The organism is Streptomyces sp. NPDC056169, from assembly GCF_042268445.1.
In the GTDB taxonomy this organism is placed as follows: domain Bacteria; phylum Actinomycetota; class Actinomycetes; order Streptomycetales; family Streptomycetaceae; genus Streptomyces.
The window spans coordinates 69,987-94,569 of record NZ_JBHJUO010000023.1 but is presented as its reverse complement, the minus strand read 5'-3'; the positions used below and the strand labels follow the sequence as shown (position 1 = coordinate 94,569).

The following is a 24,583-nucleotide window of genomic DNA, read 5'->3' as shown; positions in this document are numbered from 1 at the left end:
GCCTCACGGTTATGCGGAGTTCCGTATGGGAAGTGCTTGCTGTGGTCGAGGCCGTCACCGACCCGGCCGACGCACCCGAGGGGGAGATTCTCCATGCAGGATCCTGTTGAATCCGTCGACACGTTCGACGAGCTCGACGCGTACGACACCTTTGAGATGTTCCGGGTCGTCTGCCCGGAGTGCGTGCAGCCGATCGCGCTGCTCGCCGACGAGGACGTGCTGCCGGAGCACGCCCTCTGCCCCACGCCGTGGAACCCCTTCGTCCTGACGGTCTGCCCGGGGACGGGGCTCGCGGCCTCCGCGGCGCGTCCGGCCGACGACACCCTGGAGGTCCAGGAGCAGGACACCGCGCTGCTCCTGACGCTTCCCCAGGGTCTCGACTGGCGGACGCAGCCCTTCTCGCACGTCGGCGGTCCGGGCTCGCGTCCGCTGCGGGTGCCCCAGATGCGGCGCGCCGCCTAGGGGCTGTCCCCTCGGGGCACCCGTCTCACCAATAGCTTCCCCGCACCATCGCCGCGAGCGTGGCGTGGTGCAGGATCAGGCCGTCCGGGTTTCCGGGCACCTCCACCTCTCCGAAGTGAGCCTGCCGGTACGCGATCCTGAGCATCACGATCGCGTGCCGCAGCGCCGCGTAGAGGGTGTGGAACTCCATGTCGCGCGGGGTGTGCCCGGTCAGTTCCGCGTACCGCCGCTCGATCGCGTCGCGGCGCAGGAAGCCGGGCAGGCCGGGCTGGCCGAAGGAGACCGTGAGGTCCTGGAAGAAGCGGTGGAGGTAGACCGTCCAGCCGAGGTCGACCTCGCGCGGGACGCAGGACGCCATCTCCCAGTCGAGGACGGCGGCGGGCGTGAACCCGTCGTAGACGATGTTCCCGATGCGGGCGTCGCCCCAGCCGAGGACGGCCGGCCCCTCGTCGGCCGGCCAGTGCGCCTCCAGCCAGTCGAAGGCCGACTCGATGAGCGGCGAGGGGGCCAGTCCCTCCACCACCCAGGCGTAGTAGGCGCGTTGGGCGTCGACGTGGCGGCGCAGTGGAGTGCCCGTACCGTCCGGCAGCAGGAACTCGGCCTCCTTCGCCGGGAACTGATCGTGCAGCCGGGCCAGTACGGAGACGGACGCGTCCTCCAGGAGGGCGCGTTCGGCGTCGGTGGCGGCGTGCAGCCAGTTCCCCTCGTACGTGTACGGCATGACGTCCGGCGGCACCCGGCCCTCGGCGCGGGCCATCACGAAGAAGGGGGCGCCGAGCGGCCCCGGGTCCTCCTCCAGCCAGAGCACGCGCGGGACGGGGACGTCGGTGTGCTCGCCGACCAGGGACATCACGCGGTGCTGGCGGGCCATGTCGTAGACGGGGAAGACGGTGTACGCGGCGGGGTCGGCGGCCAGCCGCAGGGCGCAGCCGCGCACGGGGGCGTCGGGGTGGTCCAGGTCGAAGAGCAGGGTCTCGCTGGACATGCCGTTGGACCCGGGCACGGCGAGGCCGGAGACGCGGGCGCCGGGCAGGTGCCGGTCCAGCCAGCCGGTGAGCCGCCGCCCGAGCTCCTCGGGGTCGCGGGTGGTGGTGCGGGGACGGGGTGCGGTGGCCAAGAGGAGCCTCCTCTTTGTCTTGGGGCTCGGTTCGCCGGCCCCGGGGGTCGACGTACTTCGGGACTAGACACCCCCTAGGCGGTGAAGCCGCTGGGGTCGTGGCGGCCGAAGGAGCCGTGTTCGAAGATGCCGTACCCGGTGTGGCCGTCGAGGGTGAAGCGGGCGGCGTGGTCGGTGACGCCGTAGGCGGCCATGGGGTGCGCGGACGGGTCGGTGAGGTCGTAGACGCGCCGGTCGGTCCAGCCGCGGCCCTGCCAGGTGCCGTGCTGCCAGTCGGTGGCGGGCGGGTATCCCGCGCCGACGGCCAGCGGCGAGGAGGCGAGGATCTCGACGCCGATCTCCAGGGGTTTCCCGGCCGGGTCGGCGAGATGGACGACGGCCCGTTCGGGGTGGCGGGTGCCCGGGCGGTACGTGATGTCGGTGCGGGGCCAGCCGAGTTGGGTGTCGCGGTGGCCGTTCCGTACGAGCAGGGCCTCGTTGAGGGTGCGGTAGCCGTCGGCGTCCTCCTGGGCGATGACCATGAGGAAGCGGTCCTCGAAGCGCATCGGGATCCAGAGCCAGTGGAAGCCCTCGGGGCGGAACTCGGCGGCGCGGCCGGGTTCTTCGCCGGGTATCGGGCGGACTCCCCAGCTGCGGTCGCGGGTTCCGGTCCACTCCCCCGCCGTGACCGTGAACTCCTCGCCGCCGGCCCTGATGGTGCCCGCGCAGTGCCCGGCCTGGACGAAGCGGCGCCCTTCGAGGGTGAGGCGGCCGCCGTGGCGCTGGGTGTGGTGGGGCTCCCAGACGGTGGGGAAGTCGCCGGTCCAGGTGAGGTCGAAGGAGAGGCCCTCGGGGTCGTCGGCATCGGCCTCGCAGCGCAGGGAGAGGCGCTTGAGCGGCTCGTCGACCGTGATGGCGAGGGGGCCGACGGAGAGGTTCGTCCGGTCGTCGCCGAGGGCGTCGGAGGCGCGGACGGCGTGCAGCCGGTCGCCGGTGCGCAGGGTGGCGTAGGCGTCGATGACGCCGGTGTTCGGGTAGACGCCGAGGCCGGCGATGAGCAGGGCCCGGCCCTGGTGGTCGAAGACATGGAAGATGCAGCGGTCGTAGGCGTTGCGGTCGCCGCTGACGTGGTGCTTCATCGAGAGCGGGGCCTGGTGCACGGGGTACTCGTCGAGCGCGACGGGCCGGTCGTCGACGTGCCGCTTCACCGACATGGCTGTCCTCCTGATCGGCGGGTGGTTCCGCGTCGGCGGGTGCTTCCGCGATGAGAGCTGACGGTACGTCAGGTAAATGTCGGGGGGCCAGAGTCGCGCACCGGGTACCGGGCGAACTGCCGCTCGAATCCGTTCGGGGGTGACCCCGGCCGCCGGGGCGCGTTGGTCCGGGCATGACCACGCTGCACACGACTCCCAGCGGCTACGGTCGGCACCGGCAGGCCGAACCGCATGCTGAAGAATCGGTTCCCCGGAAGGCTCCGGTGCCGCCGCAGGCACCCGCCCCCGCGCCTCTCCCCCTCCCCGTCTCTGTCCCCGCTCCCTCCACCCCCGCCGCCCCCGCCCCCGTGCCGGTCCCGGCCCCGGTGCCGGTCCAGGTCCTCCCCGACCCGCCCATCTACCAGGACGTCCTCAGCCTCTGGGCCAGCCAGGGCCGCACCCTCCCGGGCCGCCGCGACCAGGAGTGGAACCGGCTCGCCGCGGGTCCCGTCTGGGCGGGCCGCACCGTACGCGTCAGCGGGACTCTGGTCCGACAAGGTGACGCGCGATGACCACCCGCTGGATCTGATTGGTCCCCTCGACGATCTGCAGCATCTTCGCCTCCCGCAGATACCGCTCCACGGGGAAGTCCGCGGTGTAGCCGTATCCGCCGAGCACCTGCACCGCGTCCGTCGTGACCCGCATGGCGGCGTCCGTGCAGAAGAGCTTCGCCATCGCCGCCGACCGTCCGAACTCCCGCCCCTCGTCCCGGAGCCGCGCCGCCTCCAGGTAGAGCGCCCGGCCCGCCTCGACCAGGGTCGCCATGTCGGCGAGCAGGAAGCGGAGCCCCTGGAAGTCGGCGATCGGCCGCCCGAACTGCCGGCGCTCCCGCGCGTACGCGACGGCCTCGTCGAGCGCCGCCTGGCCGAGCCCGACCGCGCAGGCGGCGATGCCGAGCCGGCCCGAGTCCAGGGCGGCGAGGGCGATCGGGAAGCCCTGTCCCTCCGCACCGAGGCGCCGCGCGTCGGGGACCCGTACCCCGTCGAAGTGCAGCTGGGCGGTGGGCGAGCCCTTCATGCCCATCTTCCGCTCGGGCGGCGCTGCGCTCAGCCCCTCGGCGTCCCCCGGCACCAGGAAGGCGGTGATGCCGCGCGCCCCCGGACCCCCGGTGCGGGCCATGACCGTGCAGAAGTCCGCGATGCCGCCGTGGGTGATCCAGGCCTTGGTGCCGTCGATCGTCCAGGAGTCGCCGTCCCGGACGGCCCGGGTCCGCAGCGCCGCGGCGTCCGAGCCGGCGGAGGGTTCGGAGAGGCAGTACGCGCCGAGGAGGCCGCCGCCCAGCATCGCCGGCAGGTGCTCGGCCCGCTGCTCCTCGGTGCCGAAGCCCGCGAGGGCGTGGCAGGAGAGCGTGTGGACGCTGACGCCGAGGCCCACGGTCAGGCGGGCGGCGGCGAGCTCCTCCAGGACCTGGAGGTAGACCTCGTACGGCTGGCCTCCCCCGCCGTACGCCGGGGCGTAGGGGAGTCCGAGCAGTCCCGACCGGGAGAGCAGCGCGAACAGCTCACGGGGGAACACCCCGGCGGCTTCCTCCTCCGCGGCGCGCGGGGCGATCTCCCGCCGGGCGATGTCGCGGACCAGGGCGAGCAGCTCCCGGCCCTCGTCGGTGGGCAGTCGGCGTTCCACGCCGTCCGCGGGGCTTTCGGGCATGGCCGGGTGCTCCTCCCTGCGGGGCGGCGCGAACGGGCGCGCACGGGGTCGCGGGGAGTATGCCCGTTCCGTCCCGGGGCATCACACGGGCGCCGTCACATGAGGCCCGCCCGGGTGACGAAGACGGCGAGCACGACGACCAGGGTCCAGCCGAGGACGTGTTCCAGGATCTTGGGGCCGTCGCCGTCCTTCGGACCGCCCGTGCGGGCGCGGGAGAAGAGGCGTGCGGAGGTGGTTGCGGTCATGGCGACCACAGTGCGGCACGGGGACGGCCCCGGGGTAGAGACGTCGGTCACGTCCCCCGGGACCGCCCGGCCGGGTCAGGCGATGCCGAGGGCCGCGAGGGCCTTGCGCTGGGCGGGCGACGGCCGGTCCGGGAAGTAGAGGTAGCAGACCCCTCCTGTGCCGGAGACCACGCGCCCACTGGCGTTGTACCGCTTGGTACGGAGCCAGATGTTCTCCCACTCGCGCCGGGCGTAGACCCGGCGGACGGCCTCGTTGCTCGGCGAGGCGGGGTCGTTGGCGACGACGTCGCCGTCGGCGGTGAAGCCGACGACGGTCATGAGGTGGCCCGAGGTGCCGTAGCCGGCCCCGGTCAGCTCCTCCTTGCGGAAGGACTGGGACGTTATGGCCGGGATGCCCGCCCGGACCAGTGATTCGAGCTCGGTGAGCGAGCGCAGCCGGGTCACCACCGCGTTCATGTCGGGGTACGTGGCCGCGTAGGCGGCGTTGAAGGGCCAGTTGCCGCAGCCCTCGTACTGGTGGTCGTAGGTGAAGCGGGCCGCGTGGCAGACCTGGGGGTCGGCGAAGGCCGGGTCCACCCAGGCCAGCTCGTCGGCCGAGGGCCGGCGCCCCCAGTATTCGACGATCATCTGGGAGGAGGTCGGGCTGCACCAGGCCTCGCCGCCGTTGTCGTACTCGGGGTACTGACCGACGTGGGTGTTCTGCGAGTAGCGCGGCACGGTCAGCTCGTGGGCGGGGCCGGGCTCCGAGGCGGGGACGGTGAAGCGGTCCGGGACGTCCGAGGCCATCGCGCCGAGCCGCCACACGGTCGGCGTGAGGTCGCTTCCGGGCGTGCGGTAGAGCGTGAGCCGGAGCCGGTACGAGCGCAGCCGCAGGCCGCTCGCCGTGTCGTCGATCGCGAAGGTGTCGGTCCAGACGGTGCTCTTGCCGTCGGTCTGGCCGTCGACCGAGGTGCGCCGGATGTCGCCGTCGCCGGCGGCCCAGCGCCCCAGCACGTACCAGGGGGTGGCGGTGGCGTCGGAGTACGTGCCGGAGAGCTCGACCTGGAGCCAGGTGCCGGGCGGTGTGTGGGCGTTCCAGGAGGCGATGACCTCGGTGGCGGGCACGGTCGACGTGTGGACGGGCGAGGTCCAGCTCGCGTACTCCCAGGCGGAGGTCCGGCCCGTGTGCGGGTCCGCGTACTCGGTACGGCCCGCGGGGGTGGCGAGGACCAGGCCGGGCCGGTGGCCGGCGATCGCCCTCGTTCCGGCCGCGGTGCCGCACCTCCAGTCGGTGTACGAGGACCAGAAGCGGTTGTCGACGAGCCCGGGCGCCGGGGCGTGGCCCCGGTCGGCGGCGTCGGCCGGTGCCGGGGGAACGCACGCGTCGGTGGCGCAGTCGGCGGCCGCGGCGGGGACCGCGGTGGCCGCGGCCGTTCCCGCGGCGGCCGCGAGAGCCGCGGCGAGGACGGTTCTGCGCGGGGTGGAGCTGGTCATGGGCGGTGACCCCCAGTCGAGAACGGCGGGCGTACGGACAGGGCTGCGCGGGCCCACTATCCCGGCTCGCGCGGGGCCTCCGCCAGCACTTCGCCCCGCGTCGCCGCACCAATATTGGTCTCGACCACTGGCGGCGGCACCTTCCTGACCTGGGGCGGTCCCCCACTCCCCTACCCTGGGCCCATGAACGACCTCGACCGCGCGGCACACGCCCTGCTCCGGCTCCCGCCCTCCTGCGGACCGGTCCGGCTGGTCGCGGTCGACGGCCACGCGGGCTCCGGCAAGTCCACCCTCGCGTCCCGTCTCTCCACCGCCCTCGGCGGCGCCCCCGTCCTCCGCCTCGACGACCTCGCCACCCACGAGGAGCTGTTCGCGTGGACCGGCCGGCTGCGGGAGCAGGTCCTGGAGCCCCTCGCCCGGGGCGGGACCGCGCTCTACCGGCCGTACGACTGGCACCGCCGGAGCTTCGGCGAGCCCCGCGCGCTGCCGCCGGCCCCGGTCGTCCTCGTCGAGGGCGTCGGCGCGGGCCGGAAGGTGGTGCGGCCGTTCCTGGCGTGGCTGCTGTGGATGGAGCGGGAGCCCGAGGAGTCCTGGGTCCGGGGGCGGCACCGGGACGGCCCGGAACAGGCCGACTTCTGGGACGGATGGACGGTGGCGGAGACTCGCCACTTCGCCGAGGACCCCTCCCGGCCCTTCGCCGACACCCTGGTACGGGAGCGTCGTGAGGGGTACGACTGGCTTCCCGGGCCCTCTGTGACAGCGGGCGCGGACCAGATCATCACGTACCGTGACGGCTCCCTGTCCGTGAATTGAGGGGCCCGAAGTCCACTTCCGCAAGTGCCTGAACTCCGCTTGACCCAAGGGGCGTACAGGTCTTACGTTCTCAATGTGCGGCTTTTCGGAGCCGCCGCAGACACGAAGCCCCCGGTTGTTCCCCCGTGATCGGGGGCTTCGTTCTGCCCCCGATCACCCTCACCGGAGCCCCTTCACGACCCCCGATGCTCACCCAGGGTCACTGCTTCCGGATCATGCGCTTCTTCTTAAGCGCGCACCCCCTGCGCAGGTACGATGCCCGCAGGTGCGGTCAAATCCCGTCCATGCGAAGACGGTTGTGGGGGACCCGATGGACATCGGCACGCAGGGCTCACTGGCCCCCGCCGAGCTCGCCTGGCTGCGCGGAGTCGACGCCTACACGATGGGCGCCTATCCGCAGGCGGAGGACGAGTTCCGGACGGCGGTACGGATCGATCCCGGGATGGCGGACGCCTGGCTCGGGCTGCACGCGCTCCGGGTCGACACCACGACCGCGCTGTTGCGCATGTACCGCAACCGCGATCGCTTCGGCGAGCAGCGCACCCGGCACCGGCGCACGCTGAACTCCTGGTACTGGCTGGGCTGGTGGGTCCAGCCCGTTCTGGAGAGCCCGCGCGACCTGCTGCTCGCCCACGCCTCCCACTGGCTCGACGGACGCCACGTGCCGGAGCTGGACCGGGCGCTCGCGGGGCTCCCCCCGGTCGACACCGACCCGCAGGTCCGCTTCCTCCACGCCTGCCGCGCCTATCTCGTCAAGGACTGGGACCAGCTCGTCCGCCATACGGAGACCCTCGTCGACGACCCGCTGCTCGGCATCGAGGCGGGCCTCTTCGGCGGCATGGCCCGGGTCCGGCTGGAGATGTACGGCCAGGCGGAGCCGCTGCTCTCGGCCTCCCTGATGCGCTGCCGCAGCGAGCAGCCGCAGCGCAAGGAGCTCCGCTACTGGCTCGCCCGCGCCCACGAGGGCACCGGCCGCAGCGCCGCGGCCCTGCCCCTCTACCGGGCCGTGCACCGGATCGACCCGGCGTTCATGGACACGGCCGCCCGGCTCGCGGCGATCGCCGAGTACGACGGCTTCGAGGGGTACGACGGCATGGACGACCCGTCCGGCCTCGCGACGGTCGCCCTCGGCACCGTCGGCGGCGGCCTCGGCCAGGAGACGGTGGACACCGCCCCTGGCGCCGACCCCGACGCCGGGTCGCTCGGCGACGGGCTGCGGCTCGCGCCCGAGCCCGTACCGCCGATCGTTCCCGCGGCTCCGCCCGAGACCGTACGGCAGAAGACGCCCCTGCCCTCGCAGCCGGGGCCGCCGCGCTTCCCCGCCGGGCCCACCGACCCGGTCCTGCTCGCGGAGGCGCTCGCCGAGCTGGAGGGCATGGTCGGGCTCGACCCGGTGAAGCGCCAGGTCAAGGCGCTCTCCGCCCAGCTGGAGATGGCACGCCTCCGGGCCGACCAGGGGCTCCCCGTCCAGCCGCCGAAGCGGCACTTCGTCTTCTCCGGTCCCTCCGGCACCGGGAAGACGACGGTCGCCCGGATCCTGGGGCGGGTCTTCTACGCCCTCGGGCTGCTCGGCGGCGACCACCTCGTGGAGGCCCAGCGGGCCGATCTCGTCGGCGAGTTCCTCGGGCAGACGGCGGTCAAGGCCAACGAACTCATCGACTCGGCGCTCGGCGGGGTGCTCTTCGTCGACGAGGCGTACGCCCTCTCCAACACGGGCTACAGCAAGGGCGACGCCTACGGGGACGAGGCCCTCCAGGTCCTCCTCAAGCGGGCCGAGGACAACCGCGACCATCTGGTGGTCATCCTCGCCGGCTACCCCGAGGGCATGGACCGGCTGCTCACCACCAACCCCGGCCTGTCCTCCCGCTTCACCACGCGGGTCGACTTCCCCTCGTACCGGCCGCTCGAACTCACCGCGATCGGCGAGGTCCTGGCCGCGGCCAACGGGGACGGCTGGGACGACGAGGCCCGGGACGAGCTCGGCTCGATCAGCGGGCACGTCGTGGAGCAGGGCTGGATCGACGAGCTGGGCAACGGCCGCTTCCTGCGCACCCTGTACGAGAAGTCCTGCGCCTACCGGGACCTGCGGCTCTCCGGCTACCCGGGCACGCCGACCCGGGACGACCTCGCGACCCTCCGGCTCGCCGACCTCATGCAGGCGTACGGCGAGGTCCTGTCGGGCCGCGGTCCGATCGACCGCGGCCCTCAGCAGGAGCCGCCGGGGTACTAGGCGGTGTCCGGCGGATCAGGGCCGGACAGGTCCTAGGCCGACGCCGGCGCCGGAGCCGCGGCCGGGATCACGCGGTGGGCGGGGTCGCGGACCTCGCCCACCAGCATCTCCAGGACGTCCTCCAGGGCGACCAGCCCGAGGACCCGGCCCGAGCCGTCCGCGACCTGCGCCAGATGGGTGGCGGCGCGGCGCATCACGGTGAGGGCGTCGTCGAGCGGCAGCTCGGCGCGGAGCGTCGCCATCGGCCGCCACAGCTGGTGCGGCACGGCCCGCTCCCGCTCCTCCAGGTCGAGGACGTCCTTCACGTGCACGAAGCCCATGAAGGTGCCGCGCGCCTCGGCGCGGACCGGGAAGCGCGAGTAGCCGGTCCGTACGGTCAGCTCCTCGATCTCGCGCGGGGTGACGGACGGCGGGACGGTCACCAGGGAGGCAGGGGCGATGAGGACGTCCGTCACCGGGCGGCTGCCCAGTTCGAGGGCGTCCTCCAGGCGCTCCTGCTCGGCCGGGTCGAGCAGCCCGGCCTGTCCGGCGTCCTCGACGAGCCGGCCGAGCTGCGTCCGGGTGAAGACGGCCTCCACCTCGTCCTTCGGCTCGACCTTGAACGCCCGCAGGACGAGCCGGGCGCAGGCGCCCAGCGCGACCGTCACCGGCCGGCAGAGCCGGGCGAAGCCGACCAGGCCCGGGGCGAGCCAGAGCGCGGTCCGCTCGGGCGCCGCCATCGCCAGGTTCTTCGGGACCATCTCGCCGATGACGAGGTGAAGGACGACGACCGCGGCGAGGGCGATGACGTAGCCGAGCGGATGGATCAGGCCCTCCGGGACCCCGACGGTGTGGAAGACCGGTTCGAGGAGCCCGGCGACGGTCGGTTCGGCGACGGCTCCGAGCGTCAGCGAGCAGACGGTGATGCCGAACTGCGCCGCCGCCATCATCTGCGGCAGGTTCTCCAGACCGTGCAGGACCTTCTGGGCGCGGGCGCCGCCGAGCGGTTCGATCTGGCTGCGGCGGACGGAGACGAGCGCGAACTCGGCCCCGACGAAGAAGCCGTTGGCCAGGACCAGGACCAGGGCGAGCAGGAGCTGGAGGGTGCTCATCGGACGCCCTCCGCGACCAGCGGGGCGGCGGAGTCCACCGCGACCGCGTCGGCGTACGGCTCCGTGTCCGGGCGGGGGTCCGGGTCGGGGCCCGTCCGCACGAGCCGGACGCGCTCGGCCCGGTAGCGGTCGACCTGGCGCACCGAGAGCCGCCAGCCGGGGAGCTCGACGCGGTCGCCGGGGGCGGGGATGCGCCCGAGGAGGTCGGCGACGAGCCCGGCCACCGTCTCGTACGGACCGTCGGGCACGTCGAGGCCTATCCGGCGCAGGGTGTGGACCCGGCAGGAGCCGTCGGCGTCCCAGACGGACCGGCCGTCCTCGGCGGGCGCGGCGGCCAGCTCGGGACGCCCGTCGGCGAGGGTGTCGTGCTCGTCGCGGACCTCGCCGACGAGCTCCTCGACGATGTCCTCCAGGGTGACGACGCCGGCCGTACCGCCGTACTCGTCGACGACCACGGCGATCGGCTGCTCCCTGCGCAGCCGCTCCAGGAGGGCCTGGGCGGGCAGCGACTCGGGGACGAGGAGCGGCGGGACCGCGATCCGGCCGACGGGGGTGCGCAGCCGGGCGTGCGGGGCGACGGCGAGCGCGTCCTTGAGGTGGACCATGCCGACGATCTCGTCGATGCGGTCGCGGTAGACCGGGAAGCGCGAGAGGCCGGTGGCCCGGGTGAGGTTGAGGACGTCCGCCGCGGTGGCGTCCCACTGGAGGGCGTTCACCTTCACGCGCGGGGTCATGACCTGCTCGGCGGTGAGGCCGCCGAGGGAGAGGGTCCGGACGAAGAGGTCGGCGGTGTCCTGTTCGAGCGCGCCGGCCAGGGCGGAGTGCCGGGCGAGCGAGACGAGCTCGCCGGGGGTGCGGACGGAGTCCAGCTCCTCGGTGGGCTCGACGCCCAGGAGCCGGACCAGCCGGTTGGCGACCCGGTTGAGGAGGGCGATCACCGGCCGGAAGAGCGCGGAGAAGCGGCGCTGCGGGGTGGCGACGAAGCGGGCCACCTGGAGCGGCCTGGAGACCGCCCAGTTCTTGGGTACGAGCTCGCCGACCACCATCTGGACGGCGGAGGCGAGGAGCATCCCGATCACCACCGAGATCCCGGAGACGGCCCCTTCGGGCAGTCCGGTCGCGGTGAGCGGCCCGTGGAGCAGCCCGGCGAGCGCGGGCTCGGCGAGCATGCCGACGACGAGGGAGGTGATGGTGATGCCGAGCTGGGTGCCGGAGAGCTGGAAGGACAGCTCGCGCAGCGCGGTGACGACGGTGCGGGCGCGCCGGTCGCCGGCGGCCGCAGCCCGCTCGGCCTCGGCGCGCTCGACGGTCACGAGTCCGAACTCGGCGGCCACGAAGAAGCCGTTGGCGAGGATCAGGAGAAAGGCCGCCGCGAGCAGAAGAAGGGAGATGATCATGCCGCCGCCTCCTGGGAGGGGGCGGCGCAGGTACTACCGGACGATCCGTCCATTGCTGGAGGGAGTCACTCCTCGGGTCGAAGGGTGGCCCCGCGGGCCGCGGCAGCGGCCCTGCACGTGCGAGGCGGTGGTGCCGCTCGGCACCACCGCCTCCAGAGTAGTCACGCGAACGCCCCGCGTGGCAGGGGGCCGACCCCGGATGGGGGACGGATCCGGGTTCTCCCGCCCGGGATCCGTTCGCCGGGGCCCGGGTCTCAGACCCGCTCCGCGACCGTCCCCCGGCTGTCGACCAGGGCCCGCAGAGCGCGGGCGTCCCGGATCGCCGCTTCCCTGGCGATGCCGGGCTGGATGCCGAGCGCCGGCAGGCTGGTGCCGTCGCTCAGGTCGAGGAAGACCCAGGCGTCGCCGGGGCGGAGGTTGACCTTGAGGATCTCCGCCCAGGCGAGCCGCCGCGTCCGGGTGATGTTGACGACCGTGACGCCCTCGTCGTCGGCGACGAGCTTGGGGCGGCTCAGCAGGATGAGGACCCCGAAGAGCAGCGCGGCGGTGAAGACGAAGCTGGCGCGCTCTCCCGGCCCCAGTCGCTCCAGCATCAGTGCGACGGCCGTGATGACGACGAACATCACGGTTCCGACGGTCAGCAGGACGGCCCGGGTGCGCCCCGGACGGAAGGTGACCGGGAGGTCGGGCAGCGGTGACTGGGACATCGGGGGCTTCCTCCGTGCCTCGGGGGACGTGCGGGCCGGGCCGCCGTCAGAGGCGGCAGGCGTGGATGGCGGTGGTGAGGATGGCGCGGGCGCCGATCTCGTACAGGTCGTCCATGATCCGCTGCGCCTCCTTGGCGGGGACCATCGCGCGGACGGCGACCCAGCCCTCGTTGTGCAGCGGGGAGACGGTCGGCGACTCGAGGCCCGGGGTGAGGGCGACGGCCTGCTCCAGGTGCTCGGCGCGGCAGTCGTAGTCCATCATCACGTACGAGCGGGCGACCAGGACGCCCTGGAGGCGGCGCAGGAACTGCTGGACCTGCGGGTGGTCGTCCGAGGCGCCGTGGCGGCGGACGACGACGGCCTCGGAGGTCAGGATCGGCTCGCCGATGACCTCCAGGCCGGCGTTGCGCAGGCTGGTGCCGGTCTCCACGACGTCGGCGATGACCTGGGCGACGCCGAGCTGGATGGCGGTCTCGACCGCGCCGTCCAGGTGGACGACGGAGGCGTCGATGCCCTGGTCGGCGAGGTGCTTGGCGACGATGCCCTCGTAGGAGGTCGCGATGGTCATGCCACCGAAGTCCTCCGGGCCGTTCGCGGTGCCCGGCCGGGTGGCGTAGCGGAAGGTGGAGCGGCCGAAGTTCAGCGCGAGGATCTCCTCGGCGCTGGCTCCGGAGTCCAGGAGCAGGTCACGGCCGGTGATGCCGATGTCCAGCTTCCCGGAGGCGACGTAGATCGCGATGTCCTTCGGCCGCAGGTAGAAGAACTCGACCTCGTTGTCGGGGTCGATGACGACGAGCTCCTTGGACTCCTTGCGCTGGCGGTAGCCGGCCTCATGGAGCATTGCCGACGCAGGTCCGGAGAGGGAACCCTTGTTGGGAACGGCGATGCGCAGCATGGGGTGAGCTTCCTTTGCCTGGGAGTGGTGGGGAGACCGAGAAGTCGTGCTCAGAGGTCGTGCTCGGAGGTCGTACTCAGAGGTCGTGCTCGGAGGTCCTGCTCAGAGATGGGCGTAGACGTCGTCGAGCGAGATCCCGCGGGCGACCATCATCACCTGGACGTGGTACAGCAGCTGCGAGATCTCCTCGGCGGCCGCTTCCTTGCCCTCGTACTCGGCGGCCATCCAGACCTCGGCGGCCTCCTCGACGACCTTCTTGCCGATGGCATGGACGCCCTTGTCCACCAGTTCCGCGGTGCGGGAGGTGGCCGGGTCGCCGTTCTCGGCCTTGAGCTTGAGCTCGGCGAAGAGCTCTTCGAAGGTTTTGTTCGCCATGATGGTCCTAAGGGTACGGGGTGCGGATGCGCCACTCAGCGCCAGGGTTCGCTGACCGTGCGCAGCGTGGTGGCGGTGGCGACGGCGGCGGTGACCGCTTCGTGGCCCTTGTCCTCGGAGGAGCCTTCGAGGCCGGCCCGGTCGAGGGCCTGCTCTTCGTTGTCGACGGTGAGGACGCCGAATCCGACGGGTACGCCGGTGTCGATCGAGACCTGGGTGAGGCCGTGGGTCACGCCCTGGCACACGTACTCGAAGTGCGGGGTTCCGCCGCGGATGACGACTCCGAGCGCGACGATGGCATCGTAGCCGCGTCCGGCGAGGACCTTCGCCACGACCGGGAGCTCGAAGCTGCCGGGGACGCGCAGGAGGGTCGGCTCGTCGATGCCGAGCTCGCTCAGGGCGCGCAGGGCGCCGTCGACGAGGCCGTCCATGATCTTCTCGTGCCACTGGGCCGCGATGACCGCGACCCGCAGGTCGCCGCAGTTCTTCACGCTGAGGACGGGTGCGCCCTTGCCGCTCATGTCTCTCCTTGAACCGTACGAAAAGTGGAAGTTACTGGTTGCCGCAGGTGGAGGCCGGGGAGCCGTCCAGCCAGGGCAGGTCGTGGCCCATCCGGTCCCGCTTGGTGCGCAGGTAGCGGAGGTTGTGCTCGCCGGCCTGGACCGGCATGGGCTCGCGGCCCTCGACCCGGAGGCCGTAGCGGGTCAGGGCCTCGATCTTGTCGGGGTTGTTGGTCATCAGGCGCAGGCTGTGGACGCCGAGGTCGACGAGGATCTGGGCGCCGGCCGCGTAGTCGCGGGCGTCGGCGGGCAGCCCGAGCTCCAGGTTGGCGTCGAGGGTGTCGCGGCCCTGCTCCTGGAGCTCGTACGCGCGGAGCTTGGAGAGCAGGCCGATGCCGCGGCCCTCGTGGCCGCGCAGGTAGACGACGACACCGCGGCCGGCTTCCTGGATGCGGTCCATGGAGGCCTGGAGCTGGGGGCCGCAGTCGCAGCGCAGCGAGTGGAAGATGTCGCCGGTCAGGCACTCGGAGTGGACCCGGACGAGCAGGTCCTCGCCGTCGCCGACCTCGCCGTGGACCAGGGCGACGTGCTCGACGCCGTCGACGGTGGAGCGGTAGCCGTACGCGGTGAAGTCGCCGTGCGCGGTGGGGAGCTGGACCTCGGCCTCGCGGCGGACGGTCGGCTCGGCGGAGCGCCGGTAGGCGATCAGGTCCTCGATGGAGATGATCGTGAGGCCGTGCTTGCGGGCGAAGGGCACGAGCTCGGGCAGGCGCAGCATGACGCCGTCCTCTCCGGCGATCTCGACGATCGCGCCGGCCGGGCGGAGGCCCGCGAGGCGGGCGAGGTCGACGGCGGCCTCGGTGTGGCCGTTGCGGGCGAGGACGCCGCCGGGCTTGGCGCGCAGCGGGAAGACGTGGCCGGGGCGGACGAAGTCGGACGGCTCGTGGCTGCCGCTCGCCAGCATCCGCAGCGTGGTGGCGCGGTCGGCGGCGGAGATGCCGGTGGTGACGCCGTGCGCGGGGGACGCGTCGACGGAGACGGTGAAGGCCGTCCGCATCGACTCGGTGTTGTGCTCGACCATCTGCGGGAGGTGGAGACGTTCCAGCTCCTCGTCCTCCATGGGCGCGCAGATCAGGCCGCGGCACTCGCTCATCATGAAGGCGACGATCTCGGGGGTCGCCTTCTCGGCGGCGATGACGAGGTCGCCCTCGTTCTCGCGGTCCTCGTCGTCGACGACGACGACGGGGCGCCCGGCGGCGATGTCGCGGACGGCCTGCTCGACGGGGTCGAGGGCGAGGTCGGTGGCGTCCCAGAGGGGAAGGGCGGCGCTCATGCGTGGGCTCCTTCCAGAGCGGCGGAGGTCGTGCGCGTCCGGAGCCACCAGTCGCGCATGCCCCAGATGACGAGGGCGAAGTAGATGACGTAGACCAGGCCGGAGAAGGCGAGGCCGCTGTTGAAGGCGAGGGGGACGCCGACGAGGTCGACGAGGAGCCAGGCGAACCAGAACTCGACGAGGCCGCGGGCCTGGGCGACCATCGCGACGAGGGTGCCGACGAAGATGTACGCGTCGGCCCACGGGCTCCAGGAGAGCGACGGGTAGAGGGTGAAGAGCCCGCCGACGGCGAGGGTGCCGACGACCGCGCCCGCGAGGAGCAGGCCGCGCTCCCTCCAGGTGGCGAAGCGGACGGCGATGGAGCCGTCCTGGGCCTGCTGCCGGCCCCGGTTCCACTGCCACCAGCCCCAGGCGGCGACGCCGATGACGAGGAGCTGCTTGCCGACGCCGCCGGAGAGGTGGGCGGAGGCGTAGGCGCCGACGAGGATCACGCCGGAGAGCAGCTGGGCGGGCCAGGTGAGGATGGAGCGGCGCCAGCCGAGCGCGAGGGCTATGAGCCCGATCGTGTTGCCGATCATGTCGGACCACATGATGTGCTGGTCGAGGACGGTGAACGCCTCGGAGTTGAGCCAGTTCACTTGCCGTTCTCCTGGGCGTTCGGGCCGAGCAGCCGCTCGACGTACTTGGCGATGACGTCCACTTCCAGGTTGACCGGGTCGCCGCTCGCCTTGATGCCGAGCGTGGTCAGGGCGAGGGTGGTGGGGATGAGGCTGATGGTGAACCAGTCGTCGGCGACCTCGACGACGGTGAGGCTGACGCCGTCGACCGTGATCGAGCCCTTCTCGACGACGTAGCGCGAGAGGTGGGCGGGCAGGCCGACCTTGACGAGCTCCCAGTGCTCGGACGGGGTCCGGTCGAGGATCGTGCCCGTGCCGTCGACGTGTCCCTGGACGATGTGGCCGCCGAGGCGGTCGCCCACGGCCATGGGCCGCTCCAGGTTGACCCGGGAGCCCGCTTCGAGGGCGCCGAGGCTGGACCGCTTGAGGGTCTCGGCCATGACGTCGGCGGTGAACTCGCCGTCGCCGAACTCGACGACCGTGAGACAGACACCGTTGACGGCGATGGAGTCGCCGTGCTGGGCGCCTTCCGTGACCAGGGGGCCGCGCAGTCGGAAGCGGGAGGCGTCCTCCAGCTGCTCGACGGCGACGACCTCGCCCAGTTCTTCGACGATTCCGGTGAACACGGTCAGCGCTCCTTGGGGGTGGCGGTGATACGGAGGTCGGGTCCGATGCGGACGGTCTCGGTGACGTCGAGCCGCAACGCTTCGGTGATGGTGTTGATTCCGGCGTCGGCGAGGGCCTGCGGGCCCGCGCCGAGGAGGACCGGTGCGAGGTAGCCGACGACCTGGTCGACGGCGCCCGCGGCGACGAAGGCGCCCGCGAGGGTGGGGCCGCCTTCGAGGAGGACGGAGCGGACGCCGCGCTCGTGCAGGGCGTCCAGGAGGGCGGGTACGGACAGGCCGCGCCCGCCTCTGGGGAGGCGTACGACGTCGGGGAGGTCGCTCTCGGCGTCCTCGGCGATCGCGATGAGGGTGGGGGCCGCGTCGTCGAGGATCCGGGCGCCGGGCTTCACGGCGGTCGCCTCGGTGTCGACGACGACCCGCAGCGGCTGCACGGCGCCTTCCACGCCCCGTACGGCCAGGTGGGGGTCGTCGGCGCGGGCGGTGCCGGAGCCGACGACGACGGCGTCCGACTCGGCGCGCAGCCGGTGGACGTCGGCGCGGGACTCGGCGGAGGTGATCCAGCGGGAGGTGCCGTCGGCGGCGGCGATCCGGCCGTCGAGGGTGGCGGCGTACTTCCACCGGACGAAGGGCCGACCGTGGCGTACGGAGGTGAGCCAGGCGATGTTGACCGCCCGGGCCTCGTCCTCCAGGAGGCCGCCCGTGACCTCGACGCCCGCGGCGCGCAGGGTGTCGGCACCGCCGGTGGCCTGCGGGTTCGGGTCGCCGACCGCGTACACGACCCGGCTGATCCCGGCCTCGATCAGGGCCTGGGCGCAGGGGCCGGTGCGGCCGGTGTGGTTGCAGGGTTCGAGGGTGACGTACGCGGTGCCGCCGCGGGCCAGGACGCCGGCCTCGCGCAGGGCGTGGACCTCGGCGTGCGGGCCGCCGGCGCGCTGGTGCCAGCCCTCGCCGACCGGGTGTCCGGAGGCGTCGGTGACGACGCAGCCGACGACGGGGTTGGGGCTGGTGGCGCCGAGACCGCGTGCGGCGAGCTCGACGGCTCGGTGCATGGCGGTGATGTCGGCCTGCTGGGCCACCGGGTCCTCCTGCCTCTTCGGGCACGGACTCCGGGGCCTGTCGATGACGACAGAGAGCGGGTGAGACGCCTCGCGCAGGGTGCGCCGAGGCCGGGTCCTGCGGGTACGCCGATCGTTTCCGACACGGCGACCAGCGGACGTACGGCTGACACACCCCTGACAGGGGTCGCCCGCCGCGCACTGCCTCCCATCCGGACTTTCACCGTCGGTCCAGGAGTTTCACCTGGTCAACCGGCCGCTGGCTGCGGACGGGTCGCGGACTATACCGCCGGTTCGGAATTACACCGACCCCGGAGTGCGCTGCTGCTGATACAGGGCCAGTCTGCCACGCCTGGTGACCGGCCATACCGGCGAGCCCCTGTGGCCTGGCTCACATGTGGCCATTATCGCCTTCTTTGGTCCAGACCTATTGACGCACTGGTCTAGTCCTCTTAATCTCCGTGTCACCTCCGAGGTACAGGTCCGACGGTGTGCGCACTCCCCGGGCCCAACACGACCCACCCCCTTGTTCGTTGTGTTTTTCCACCTCCCCAGGAGGAACCGATCGTGTTGTCCCCCACCACGAAGAGAGCCTCGCTGCTCGCTTCCGGCGCGGCCGTCGCCGGACTGCTGCTCAGCTCGCTCGCCGGCGGCGTCTCGTACGCGGCCGACAACGAGTCCTGTCGCCCCGACGGGCTCTACAAGACCCCGGGCGTCGACGTCCCCTACTGCTCGGTCTACGACACCGAGGGCCGCGAGAAGATGGGCGCGGACCACCAGCGCCGGGTCATCGGCTACTTCACCGGCTGGCGCGACGGCAAGAACGGCCAGCCCGCGTACCTGGCCAAGGACATCCCGTGGGAGAAGATCACCCACATCAACTACGCCTTCGGTCACATCGGCGGGGACAACAAGCTCTCCGTCGGCACGGACGGTCCGAACAACGCGGCCACCGGGATGACCTGGCCCGGTGTCGCGGGCGCCGAGATGGACCCCGCGTACGCGTACAAGGGGCACTTCAACCTGCTCAACAAGTTCAAGAAGCAGCACCCGAACGTCAAGACGCTGATCTCGGTCGGCGGCTGGGCGGAGACCGGCGGCTACTTCGCGGACAACGGCGACCGGGTCAACTCCGGCGGCTTCTACTCGATGGCGACCAACGCCGACGGTTCGGTCAACCAGGCCGGGATCGACACCTTCGCCGCCTCGTCCGTCGACTTCATCCGGAAGTACGGCTTCAACGGCGTCGACATCGACTACGAATACCCGACGACCATGAAGGACGCCGGCAACCCGCTCGACTGGCAGCTCGCCAACGCGCGCCGCGCCGGACTCGTGCAGGGCTACGCGGCCCTCATGAAGTCCCTGCGCGAGAAGCTCGACGTCGCGGGCGCCGCCGACGGCAAGCACTACCTGCTGACCGTCGCCGCCCCCTCCTCCGGCTACCTGCTGCGGGGCATGGAGACCTTCCAGATGCAGAAGTATCTGGACTACGTCAACATCATGTCCTACGACCTGCACGGCGCCTGGAACGAGTACGTCGGCCCCAACGCCTCCCTCTTCGACGACGGCAAGGACGGCGAGCTCGCCGCCGCCAACGTCTACGGCTCTGCGCAGTACGGCAACATCGGGTACCTCAACACCGACTGGGCGTACCACTACTTCCGCGGCTCGATGCCGGCCGGCCGCATCAACATCGGCCTGCCCTACTACACCCGCGGTCACAAGAACGTGCAGGGCGGCACCGACGGTCTGTGGGGCAAGGCCTCCGCGACCACCTGCCCCGCCGGCGCCGGTCTGACCAAGTGCGGCGACGGCGCCACCGGCATCGACAACCTGTGGCACGACAAGGACACCAACGGTGTCGAGTCGCCCGCCGGCTCCAACCCGATGTGGCACGCCAAGAACCTCGAGAAGGGGATCGTCGGCGACTACGTCACGCAGTACGGCTTCCCGGCGAACACCACCCTGACCGGCACCTACGCCCGCAAGTACGACTCGACCCTGGTCGCGCCGTGGCTGTGGAACGCGCAGAAGAAGGTCTTCCTCTCCACCGAGGACGAGCAGTCGGTGGCCGCCAAGGCCGACTACGTGGTCAGCAAGGGCATCGGCGGCACCATGGTCTGGGAGATGGCCGGTGACTACGCCTGGAACGCCACCAAGGGCCAGTACGAGATGGGCTCCACGCTCACCTCGCTGATGTACGACAAGTTCAAGGCGGCCACCCCGTACGGCGCGAAGAAGTCCAACGCGGCCCTGCCGACCAAGGCCGTGAAGATCGACGCGCAGTTCACCGAGTTCAAGCTGGGCGACTCGAACTACCCGATCACCCCGAAGATCAAGATCACCAACAACACGGCGACCGCGCTGCCGGGCGGCACGGAGTTCCAGTTCGACTACGGCACCTCGGCGCCGGCCAACGCGTCGGACCAGTCGGGCTTCGGCACGAAGGTCATCAGCAGCGACCACACGGGCAGCAACGTGGGCGGCCTGAAGGGCGACTTCCACCGCGTCTCCCTGAAGCTCCCGGCCTGGCAGTCGCTGGCCCCGGGCGCCTCGGTCGACCTGGCGTTCAACTACTACCTGCCGGTGTCCACCCCCTCCAACTGGACGGTGAACATCAACGGCACGGCGTACGCCCTCGCCGGTGACCTGGCGCGCGGGACGACGGTCGTGGAGCCCGGCTCCACCACGCCGCCGACCACCCCTCCGACCACGCCGCCCACCACCCCGCCGACGACTCCCCCGACCACGCCTCCGACGACCCCGCCGACGACGCCGCCCACCACGGGCTGCACCGTCCCGGCGTACGTGGCCGGCACGGTCTACAACGCGGGCACCGAGGTCTCCCACAACGGCCGCAAGTACAAGGCCCAGTGGTGGACCCAGAACGAGACGCCGGGCACGACCGGCGACTGGGGTGTCTGGAAGGACCTCGGCGCCTGCTGACACGTCAGCCGACGCACCCCCTCCGATAGACCCCCGGCGGCGGACTCTCACGGCCCTTGGCCGCCGCCGGGCTCCCACCGCGCCGCGCCCCCCTGTCCGGGGCGCGGCGCTCCGCGTGTGCGGACCGCGGCCAGGACCGTCAGTCTTGAGACATGAGCACGATCCTGGTGACCGGTGGCACGGGAACCCTGGGCCGGCCCGTCTGCGAACGGCTGCGGGCGGACGGCCACGAGGTACGCGTCCTCAGCAGGCACTCCCCGCCGTACGCGGTCGACCTGCGACAGGGCGGGCCCCTGCTCGACCGGGCGGTCGAAGGCGTGGACGCGGTCGTCCACTGCAGCAACATCCTGCGCGGCGACAAGGACGCCGCCCGCGTCCTGATCGAGGCGGCGCGGCGCGCCGGGGTGCCGCACCTCCTGTACATCTCGATCATCGGCGTCGACCGGGTGCCGCTCGGCTACTACCGCACCAAGTACGCGGTGGAACGCATGATCCAGGGCTCGGGCATCGGCTGGACGCTGCTGCGCACCACCCAGTTCCACGACCTGATCCTCCAGCTGCTCCAGGGCCTGGCGAAGCCGCCCGTGATGCTGCTGCCCAAGGAGGTGCGGGACCAGCCGCTGGAGGTGACGGAGGCGGCTGCCCGCCTCGCCGAGCTGGCCGCGGGGCCGCCGGCGGGCCGGGTGGAGGACATGGCCGGCCCGGAGATTCGTACGTTCGTCGAGCTGGCCCACTCCTACCTGCGGGCGAGCGGTCGCCGCCGCCGCGTGGTCGAGGTCCCGCTGCCGGGCAGGGTCTACCGGGGGCTGCGGCGCGGCGAGCACCTGGCACCGGACCGCGCGGTGGGCCGGGTGACGTTCGACGAGTTCCTGGCGGGCCGGTTCGGCGGACCGGAGGAGACGGCGGGCGCGTAGCGACGGCTCACCGCTGGGTGACGGTCGGCGCGCAGCGGCTCACCGTTCGGGTGACGGCAGCCGCCCTCGGCGGTCGCCAACGGGGTGTCGCGGCCGAATCCGGACGGAGCTTTGTAGCGTTTCCGCGTCACTGCCGCGCTCTCGGTCCTGCCGCGTTCGGCTTCTCGCTCCCGTCGACGGCGCCGTGAACATGCCGGCGCATGCTCGTCGAAAGGCTCTGCGCGATGACCGTCATGTCCTCGACCGCGCGCTGTCTCGGATTGGTCATGCTGGTGCTGGGACTGACCACACCGGCCGCGGCGGCATCGGCGCCTCCCGAACCGGGACACGCCGGCCGCTGGCTCACCGACGACCAGGGCCGAGTGGTCACCGTGCACGGCGTGAACATGGTCTACAAGAATCCGCCGTACTTCCCCGCGGCGGGAGGCTTCGGCGAGAAGGACGCGCGGTTCCTGGCGGAGAACGGTTTCAACGCGGTGCGGCTGGGTTTCGCGTGGAAGGCGGTGGAGCCGCGGGCCGGCGTCTACGACGACGACTACATCGAGAAGATCAGGCAGACCCAGCAGTTGCTGGCCCGGCACCACATCTACAGCCTCGTCGATTCCCATCAGGACGCGTTCAACAAATCGGTGGGCGCGAGCTGGAGCGGATTCCCCGACTGGGCGACGTACGCCGACGGGTTCCCGGTGCAGCCGAATCCGGGCTTTCCCCTGGTCTACTTCACGAGCCCCGCGCAGAACCAGACGTGGGCGAACTTCTGGCGCGACCGCGCCGCGCCCGACGGTGTCGGGCTGCAGGAACACTATGCGGCCATGTGGGCGCACGTCGCGCAACGATTCGTGGACCAGCCGTACGTGCTGGGCTACGACCTGATCAATGAGCCGTGGCCCGGCTGGGAATACCCGTCCTGCTTCCCGAAGGGCTGTCCCCGGTTCGAGACCGGTGTGCTCGCGCCCTTCGAGGCGAAGGTCATGAACGCCATCCGCCGAGTCGACCGGAACCACCTGCTGTTCTACGAACCGTCCCTGACCAACGACTTCGGTACGCCGAACTGGATGCCGAATCCGACCGGCGATCCGAAGGCGGGGATGAGTTTTCACGACTACTGCCTCGGCAAGGTCGACACCTGTGTGACCAACGGACTGGCCCGCTCGGCCGCCGAAGGCGTCGTCGGGGTGGTGACCGAGTTCGGCGCGACCACGAACGCGACGAAGCTGACCGCTCTCGCCGATCGGTTCGACGCCGACATGGCTTCCTGGATGTTCTGGTCCCGGCCGCAGGACCAGACTCCCGGCCATCCCCAGGAGCCGCCGACCGGACCCAATCTGATGGACCCGTCGATCGTCCGGCCCTATCCACGTGCCGTCGCGGGTACCCCGCAGCAGTGGCAATACGACAGCGCGACCGGGACGTTCACCCTCCGGTACAGCACCCGCCGCGCCGATTCCGGCCTGCCGTTCGCCCCGGGAGCCCGCACCGAGGTGTTCCTGCCGCAGAGCGCCTACCCCGGTGGCTACCAGGTCGAGAGCCAGGGCGCCGACGTCGTGTCGTCACCCGATGCCCGGCTGCTTCAGCTCGTCACCAGCCCCGGGCAGGACACGGTGACGGTGACCGTGACGCGAGGGTGACCGGCGCCTGAGGCGCCCGGGACACCCGGGTCAGAGCCCCGTGGCCGGCGGGCCGAAGAGCGCGTCCTGGGCCGCGTCGCGGGCCAGGAGGAGCGCGCCGCGCAGTACGGCCGCGTCACCGAGCGCCGTCGGGCGGACCTCCGTGCGGAGCGGGGAGAGGGCCGCCAGTTCCGCCTCCACCCGGGCCGCGAGTTCGGGGCCGCCCTGATGGCCCGTCTCTCCCCCGAGGACGACGCAGCCGGGATCCAGGACGGAGGCGACGGCCGCCGCGCCGACGGCCAGGCGGCGGGCCAGCGCGTCCAGGAAGGGGCCGTGGCCCGAGGCGAGCGCCTCGGCCGGGTCGAGTCCGTGGGCGGCGGCCAGCTGCTCGACCGCGGCCGTGCAGGCCAGCTCGTGGAAGCCGCCGTCGCAGCCGGTGGCCGAGGGGAGCCCGGAGGTGCCCGGCACGGGCAGGAAGCCGATCTCGCCCGCGCCGCCCGAGGCCCCGCGGCGCAGCCGGCCGTCCAGGACCACGGACGCGCCGACGCCCTGGCCGAGCCAGAGCAGGACGAAGTCGTCCCGGTCGCGGGCGGCGCCCGCGCGGAGCTCGGCGACGGCGGCGAGGTTGGTCTCGTTCTCGACGAGGACCTGGGCGGGGAGCCGTTCCTGGAGGACGCCGATGAGATGCCGGTGCCAGGCGGGCAGTCCCGAGGAGTCGCGCAGCTCGCCGGTGGCCGGGTCGATGAGGCCGGGGGCGCCGACGGCCACGGTGTGCAGCCGGTCGACGCCGGCCTCCTTCGCGGTGCGCTCCAGGAGCGTGACCGCCTTGTCGACGGCCGGGCCGGTCCCGCTGTCGTCGCCGACGGGCACGGTGGCCTCGGCGAGGGTGGTGCCGAGCAGGTCGGAGACGGTGACGGAGACGGAGCGGGTGCGCACGTCGAGCGCGGCGAGGTGCGCGCGGTCGGCCACGATCCCGTACAGCTTGGCGTTGGGTCCGCGGCGCTCCGCCCCGGACTCCCCCACGACGTGGACGAGCCCGGACTCCCGGAGCCGCTCGACGAGGTCGGCGACGGTCGGGCGGGAGAGTCCGGTGAGCGTCTTGAGCTGCGTGGCCGTCAACGGGCCCTCGTCCTGGAGCAGTCGCAGGGCGAGCCGGTCGTTGATGGCTCGGGCGGTGCTCGGGGATGCGGCCATGCGGCGATCCTCTCAGACTCGTTTCCCGTGCGGACTCCCCTGGACACTATTTATCAGGCAGGGTCCCTGATAGTTTACCGCCACACCACGACACAGGGAGGGCA

General features: G+C 72.2%; 23 protein-coding genes and 1 riboswitch. Of the genes, 7 read left to right on the top strand and 16 right to left on the bottom strand.

The genetic code is table 11. The features are described from left to right. Positions 1-93: 93 nt before the first annotated feature. Positions 94-462 (top strand): hypothetical protein, encoded by a 369-nt coding sequence (locus ACFC0G_RS32795; protein WP_376410438.1) that lies wholly within the window; start codon positions 94-96, stop codon positions 460-462. 25 nt (positions 463-487) lie between these two features. Here ACFC0G_RS32795 and ACFC0G_RS32790 read toward each other — a convergent pair whose 3' ends face one another. Then, positions 488-1,579, bottom strand: coding sequence for a phosphotransferase family protein (locus ACFC0G_RS32790; protein WP_376410435.1), 1,092 nt, complete (start codon positions 1,577-1,579; stop codon positions 488-490). A gap of 74 nt (positions 1,580-1,653) precedes the next feature. Further along, on the bottom strand, positions 1,654-2,772 hold the full coding sequence (locus ACFC0G_RS32785; RefSeq protein ID WP_376410432.1) for a hypothetical protein: 1,119 nt from the start codon (positions 2,770-2,772) through the stop codon (positions 1,654-1,656). A gap of 173 nt (positions 2,773-2,945) precedes the next feature. On the opposite strand from ACFC0G_RS32785, the gene ACFC0G_RS32780 reads away from it, so the two are divergent. Next, positions 2,946-3,323, top strand: a complete 378-nt coding sequence (locus ACFC0G_RS32780) for a hypothetical protein (protein WP_376410429.1) — start codon at positions 2,946-2,948, stop codon at positions 3,321-3,323. On the opposite strand, the gene ACFC0G_RS32775 is transcribed toward ACFC0G_RS32780, so the two are convergent. The 3 genes from ACFC0G_RS32775 to ACFC0G_RS32765 form a co-directional block, all read right to left on the bottom strand. Continuing rightward, on the bottom strand, positions 3,286-4,458 hold the full coding sequence (locus ACFC0G_RS32775; protein ID WP_376410426.1) for an acyl-CoA dehydrogenase family protein: 1,173 nt from the start codon (positions 4,456-4,458) through the stop codon (positions 3,286-3,288). The genes ACFC0G_RS32780 and ACFC0G_RS32775 overlap by 38 nt on opposite strands. Before the next feature lie 95 nt (positions 4,459-4,553). Then, complete coding sequence (locus ACFC0G_RS32770) at positions 4,554-4,703, bottom strand: SCO1431 family membrane protein (RefSeq protein ID WP_376410423.1); 150 nt, start codon at positions 4,701-4,703, stop codon at positions 4,554-4,556. A 75-nt stretch (positions 4,704-4,778) separates the two neighbouring features. Beyond that, positions 4,779-6,176, bottom strand: coding sequence for a peptidase C39 family protein (locus ACFC0G_RS32765; protein ID WP_376410421.1), 1,398 nt, complete (start codon positions 6,174-6,176; stop codon positions 4,779-4,781). 183 nt (positions 6,177-6,359) lie between these two features. Between ACFC0G_RS32765 and ACFC0G_RS32760 the strand changes: the two genes are divergently transcribed. Beyond that, positions 6,360-6,989 carry a uridine kinase gene (locus tag ACFC0G_RS32760; protein ID WP_376410418.1) on the top strand — a complete coding sequence of 210 codons (630 nt, stop codon included), beginning with the start codon at positions 6,360-6,362 and terminating at the stop codon, positions 6,987-6,989. Positions 6,990-7,299: 310 nt separating this feature from the next. Next, entirely contained in the window at positions 7,300-9,219 is a 1,920-nt protein-coding gene (locus tag ACFC0G_RS32755; RefSeq protein WP_376410415.1) for an AAA family ATPase, read from the top strand. A gap of 32 nt (positions 9,220-9,251) precedes the next feature. Here ACFC0G_RS32755 and ACFC0G_RS32750 read toward each other — a convergent pair whose 3' ends face one another. The 10 genes from ACFC0G_RS32750 to ribD all read right to left on the bottom strand — a co-directional run bounded on the left by ACFC0G_RS32750 (position 9,252) and on the right by ribD (position 17,836). After that, positions 9,252-10,310: a hemolysin family protein gene (locus tag ACFC0G_RS32750; RefSeq protein WP_376410413.1), complete on the bottom strand. Its 1,059-nt coding sequence runs from the start codon at positions 10,308-10,310 to the stop codon at positions 9,252-9,254. Then, positions 10,307-11,707 (bottom strand): hemolysin family protein, encoded by a 1,401-nt coding sequence (locus tag ACFC0G_RS32745; RefSeq protein ID WP_376410410.1) that lies wholly within the window; start codon positions 11,705-11,707, stop codon positions 10,307-10,309. The genes ACFC0G_RS32750 and ACFC0G_RS32745 overlap by 4 nt, the downstream gene beginning before the upstream one ends. A 254-nt stretch (positions 11,708-11,961) precedes the next feature. Next, complete coding sequence (locus ACFC0G_RS32740) at positions 11,962-12,414, bottom strand: PH domain-containing protein (RefSeq protein WP_376410407.1); 453 nt, start codon at positions 12,412-12,414, stop codon at positions 11,962-11,964. A gap of 46 nt (positions 12,415-12,460) precedes the next feature. After that, on the bottom strand, positions 12,461-13,309 hold the full coding sequence (gene hisG, locus ACFC0G_RS32735) for an ATP phosphoribosyltransferase (RefSeq protein WP_024760817.1): 849 nt from the start codon (positions 13,307-13,309) through the stop codon (positions 12,461-12,463). Positions 13,310-13,411: 102 nt separating this feature from the next. After that, entirely contained in the window at positions 13,412-13,684 is a 273-nt protein-coding gene (locus tag ACFC0G_RS32730; RefSeq protein ID WP_053643769.1) for a phosphoribosyl-ATP diphosphatase, read from the bottom strand. 35 nt (positions 13,685-13,719) lie between these two features. Beyond that, positions 13,720-14,205 carry a 6,7-dimethyl-8-ribityllumazine synthase gene (gene ribH / locus ACFC0G_RS32725; protein WP_024760819.1) on the bottom strand — a complete coding sequence of 162 codons (486 nt, stop codon included), beginning with the start codon at positions 14,203-14,205 and terminating at the stop codon, positions 13,720-13,722. 31 nt (positions 14,206-14,236) lie between these two features. Next, positions 14,237-15,517, bottom strand: a complete 1,281-nt coding sequence (locus tag ACFC0G_RS32720; RefSeq protein ID WP_376410404.1) for a bifunctional 3,4-dihydroxy-2-butanone-4-phosphate synthase/GTP cyclohydrolase II — start codon at positions 15,515-15,517, stop codon at positions 14,237-14,239. After that, the gene (locus ACFC0G_RS32715) at positions 15,514-16,107 is read right to left on the bottom strand and encodes a nicotinamide riboside transporter PnuC (RefSeq protein WP_376410567.1); all 594 of its coding nucleotides are present in this window, start codon (positions 16,105-16,107) and stop codon (positions 15,514-15,516) included. The genes ACFC0G_RS32720 and ACFC0G_RS32715 overlap by 4 nt, the downstream gene beginning before the upstream one ends. A gap of 44 nt (positions 16,108-16,151) precedes the next feature. After that, complete coding sequence (locus ACFC0G_RS32710; protein ID WP_376410401.1) at positions 16,152-16,760, bottom strand: riboflavin synthase; 609 nt, start codon at positions 16,758-16,760, stop codon at positions 16,152-16,154. 2 nt (positions 16,761-16,762) lie between these two features. Continuing rightward, positions 16,763-17,836 carry a bifunctional diaminohydroxyphosphoribosylaminopyrimidine deaminase/5-amino-6-(5-phosphoribosylamino)uracil reductase RibD gene (gene ribD / locus ACFC0G_RS32705; RefSeq protein WP_376410398.1) on the bottom strand — a complete coding sequence of 358 codons (1,074 nt, stop codon included), beginning with the start codon at positions 17,834-17,836 and terminating at the stop codon, positions 16,763-16,765. Positions 17,837-18,009: 173 nt separating this feature from the next. Beyond that, a riboswitch (FMN riboswitch) is annotated at positions 18,010-18,139 on the bottom strand. Positions 18,140-18,382: 243 nt separating this feature from the next. On the opposite strand from ribD, the gene ACFC0G_RS32700 reads away from it, so the two are divergent. The 3 genes from ACFC0G_RS32700 (at position 18,383) to ACFC0G_RS32690 (ending at position 23,306) form a co-directional block, all read left to right on the top strand. Continuing rightward, positions 18,383-20,764, top strand: coding sequence for a chitinase C-terminal domain-containing protein (locus ACFC0G_RS32700; protein ID WP_376410395.1), 2,382 nt, complete (start codon positions 18,383-18,385; stop codon positions 20,762-20,764). Positions 20,765-20,916: 152 nt separating this feature from the next. Next, positions 20,917-21,678: an SDR family oxidoreductase gene (locus ACFC0G_RS32695; RefSeq protein WP_376410392.1), complete on the top strand. Its 762-nt coding sequence runs from the start codon at positions 20,917-20,919 to the stop codon at positions 21,676-21,678. Positions 21,679-21,878: 200 nt separating this feature from the next. Beyond that, positions 21,879-23,306, top strand: coding sequence for a cellulase family glycosylhydrolase (locus ACFC0G_RS32690; protein ID WP_376410389.1), 1,428 nt, complete (start codon positions 21,879-21,881; stop codon positions 23,304-23,306). 30 nt (positions 23,307-23,336) lie between these two features. Here the strand turns inward: ACFC0G_RS32690 and ACFC0G_RS32685 are convergent, their stop codons facing one another. Further along, positions 23,337-24,479 carry an ROK family transcriptional regulator gene (locus tag ACFC0G_RS32685; protein ID WP_376410386.1) on the bottom strand — a complete coding sequence of 381 codons (1,143 nt, stop codon included), beginning with the start codon at positions 24,477-24,479 and terminating at the stop codon, positions 23,337-23,339. Between the last annotated feature and the right edge of the window lie 104 nt (positions 24,480-24,583).

Bases quoted from the DNA above. Each gene is read 5' to 3' on its own strand.
- ACFC0G_RS32795 (WP_376410438.1), top strand. From the start codon at position 94: ATGCAGGATCCTGTTGAATCCGTCGACACGTTCGACGAGCTCGACGCG.
- ACFC0G_RS32785 (WP_376410432.1), bottom strand. From the start codon at position 2,772: ATGTCGGTGAAGCGGCACGTCGACGACCGGCCCGTCGCGCTCGACGAG.
- ACFC0G_RS32780 (WP_376410429.1), top strand. From the start codon at position 2,946: ATGACCACGCTGCACACGACTCCCAGCGGCTACGGTCGGCACCGGCAG.
- ACFC0G_RS32775 (WP_376410426.1), bottom strand. From the start codon at position 4,458: ATGCCCGAAAGCCCCGCGGACGGCGTGGAACGCCGACTGCCCACCGAC.
- ACFC0G_RS32770 (WP_376410423.1), bottom strand. From the start codon at position 4,703: ATGACCGCAACCACCTCCGCACGCCTCTTCTCCCGCGCCCGCACGGGC.
- ACFC0G_RS32765 (WP_376410421.1), bottom strand. From the start codon at position 6,176: ATGACCAGCTCCACCCCGCGCAGAACCGTCCTCGCCGCGGCTCTCGCG.
- ACFC0G_RS32760 (WP_376410418.1), top strand. From the start codon at position 6,360: ATGAACGACCTCGACCGCGCGGCACACGCCCTGCTCCGGCTCCCGCCC.
- ACFC0G_RS32755 (WP_376410415.1), top strand. From the start codon at position 7,300: ATGGACATCGGCACGCAGGGCTCACTGGCCCCCGCCGAGCTCGCCTGG.
- ACFC0G_RS32750 (WP_376410413.1), bottom strand. From the start codon at position 10,310: ATGAGCACCCTCCAGCTCCTGCTCGCCCTGGTCCTGGTCCTGGCCAAC.
- ACFC0G_RS32745 (WP_376410410.1), bottom strand. From the start codon at position 11,707: ATGATCATCTCCCTTCTTCTGCTCGCGGCGGCCTTTCTCCTGATCCTC.
- ACFC0G_RS32740 (WP_376410407.1), bottom strand. From the start codon at position 12,414: ATGTCCCAGTCACCGCTGCCCGACCTCCCGGTCACCTTCCGTCCGGGG.
- hisG (WP_024760817.1), bottom strand. From the start codon at position 13,309: ATGCTGCGCATCGCCGTTCCCAACAAGGGTTCCCTCTCCGGACCTGCG.
- ACFC0G_RS32730 (WP_053643769.1), bottom strand. From the start codon at position 13,684: ATGGCGAACAAAACCTTCGAAGAGCTCTTCGCCGAGCTCAAGCTCAAG.
- ribH (WP_024760819.1), bottom strand. From the start codon at position 14,205: ATGAGCGGCAAGGGCGCACCCGTCCTCAGCGTGAAGAACTGCGGCGAC.
- ACFC0G_RS32720 (WP_376410404.1), bottom strand. From the start codon at position 15,517: ATGAGCGCCGCCCTTCCCCTCTGGGACGCCACCGACCTCGCCCTCGAC.
- ACFC0G_RS32715 (WP_376410567.1), bottom strand. From the start codon at position 16,107: ATGTGGTCCGACATGATCGGCAACACGATCGGGCTCATAGCCCTCGCG.
- ACFC0G_RS32695 (WP_376410392.1), top strand. From the start codon at position 20,917: ATGAGCACGATCCTGGTGACCGGTGGCACGGGAACCCTGGGCCGGCCC.
- ACFC0G_RS32690 (WP_376410389.1), top strand. From the start codon at position 21,879: ATGCTCGTCGAAAGGCTCTGCGCGATGACCGTCATGTCCTCGACCGCG.
- ACFC0G_RS32685 (WP_376410386.1), bottom strand. From the start codon at position 24,479: ATGGCCGCATCCCCGAGCACCGCCCGAGCCATCAACGACCGGCTCGCC.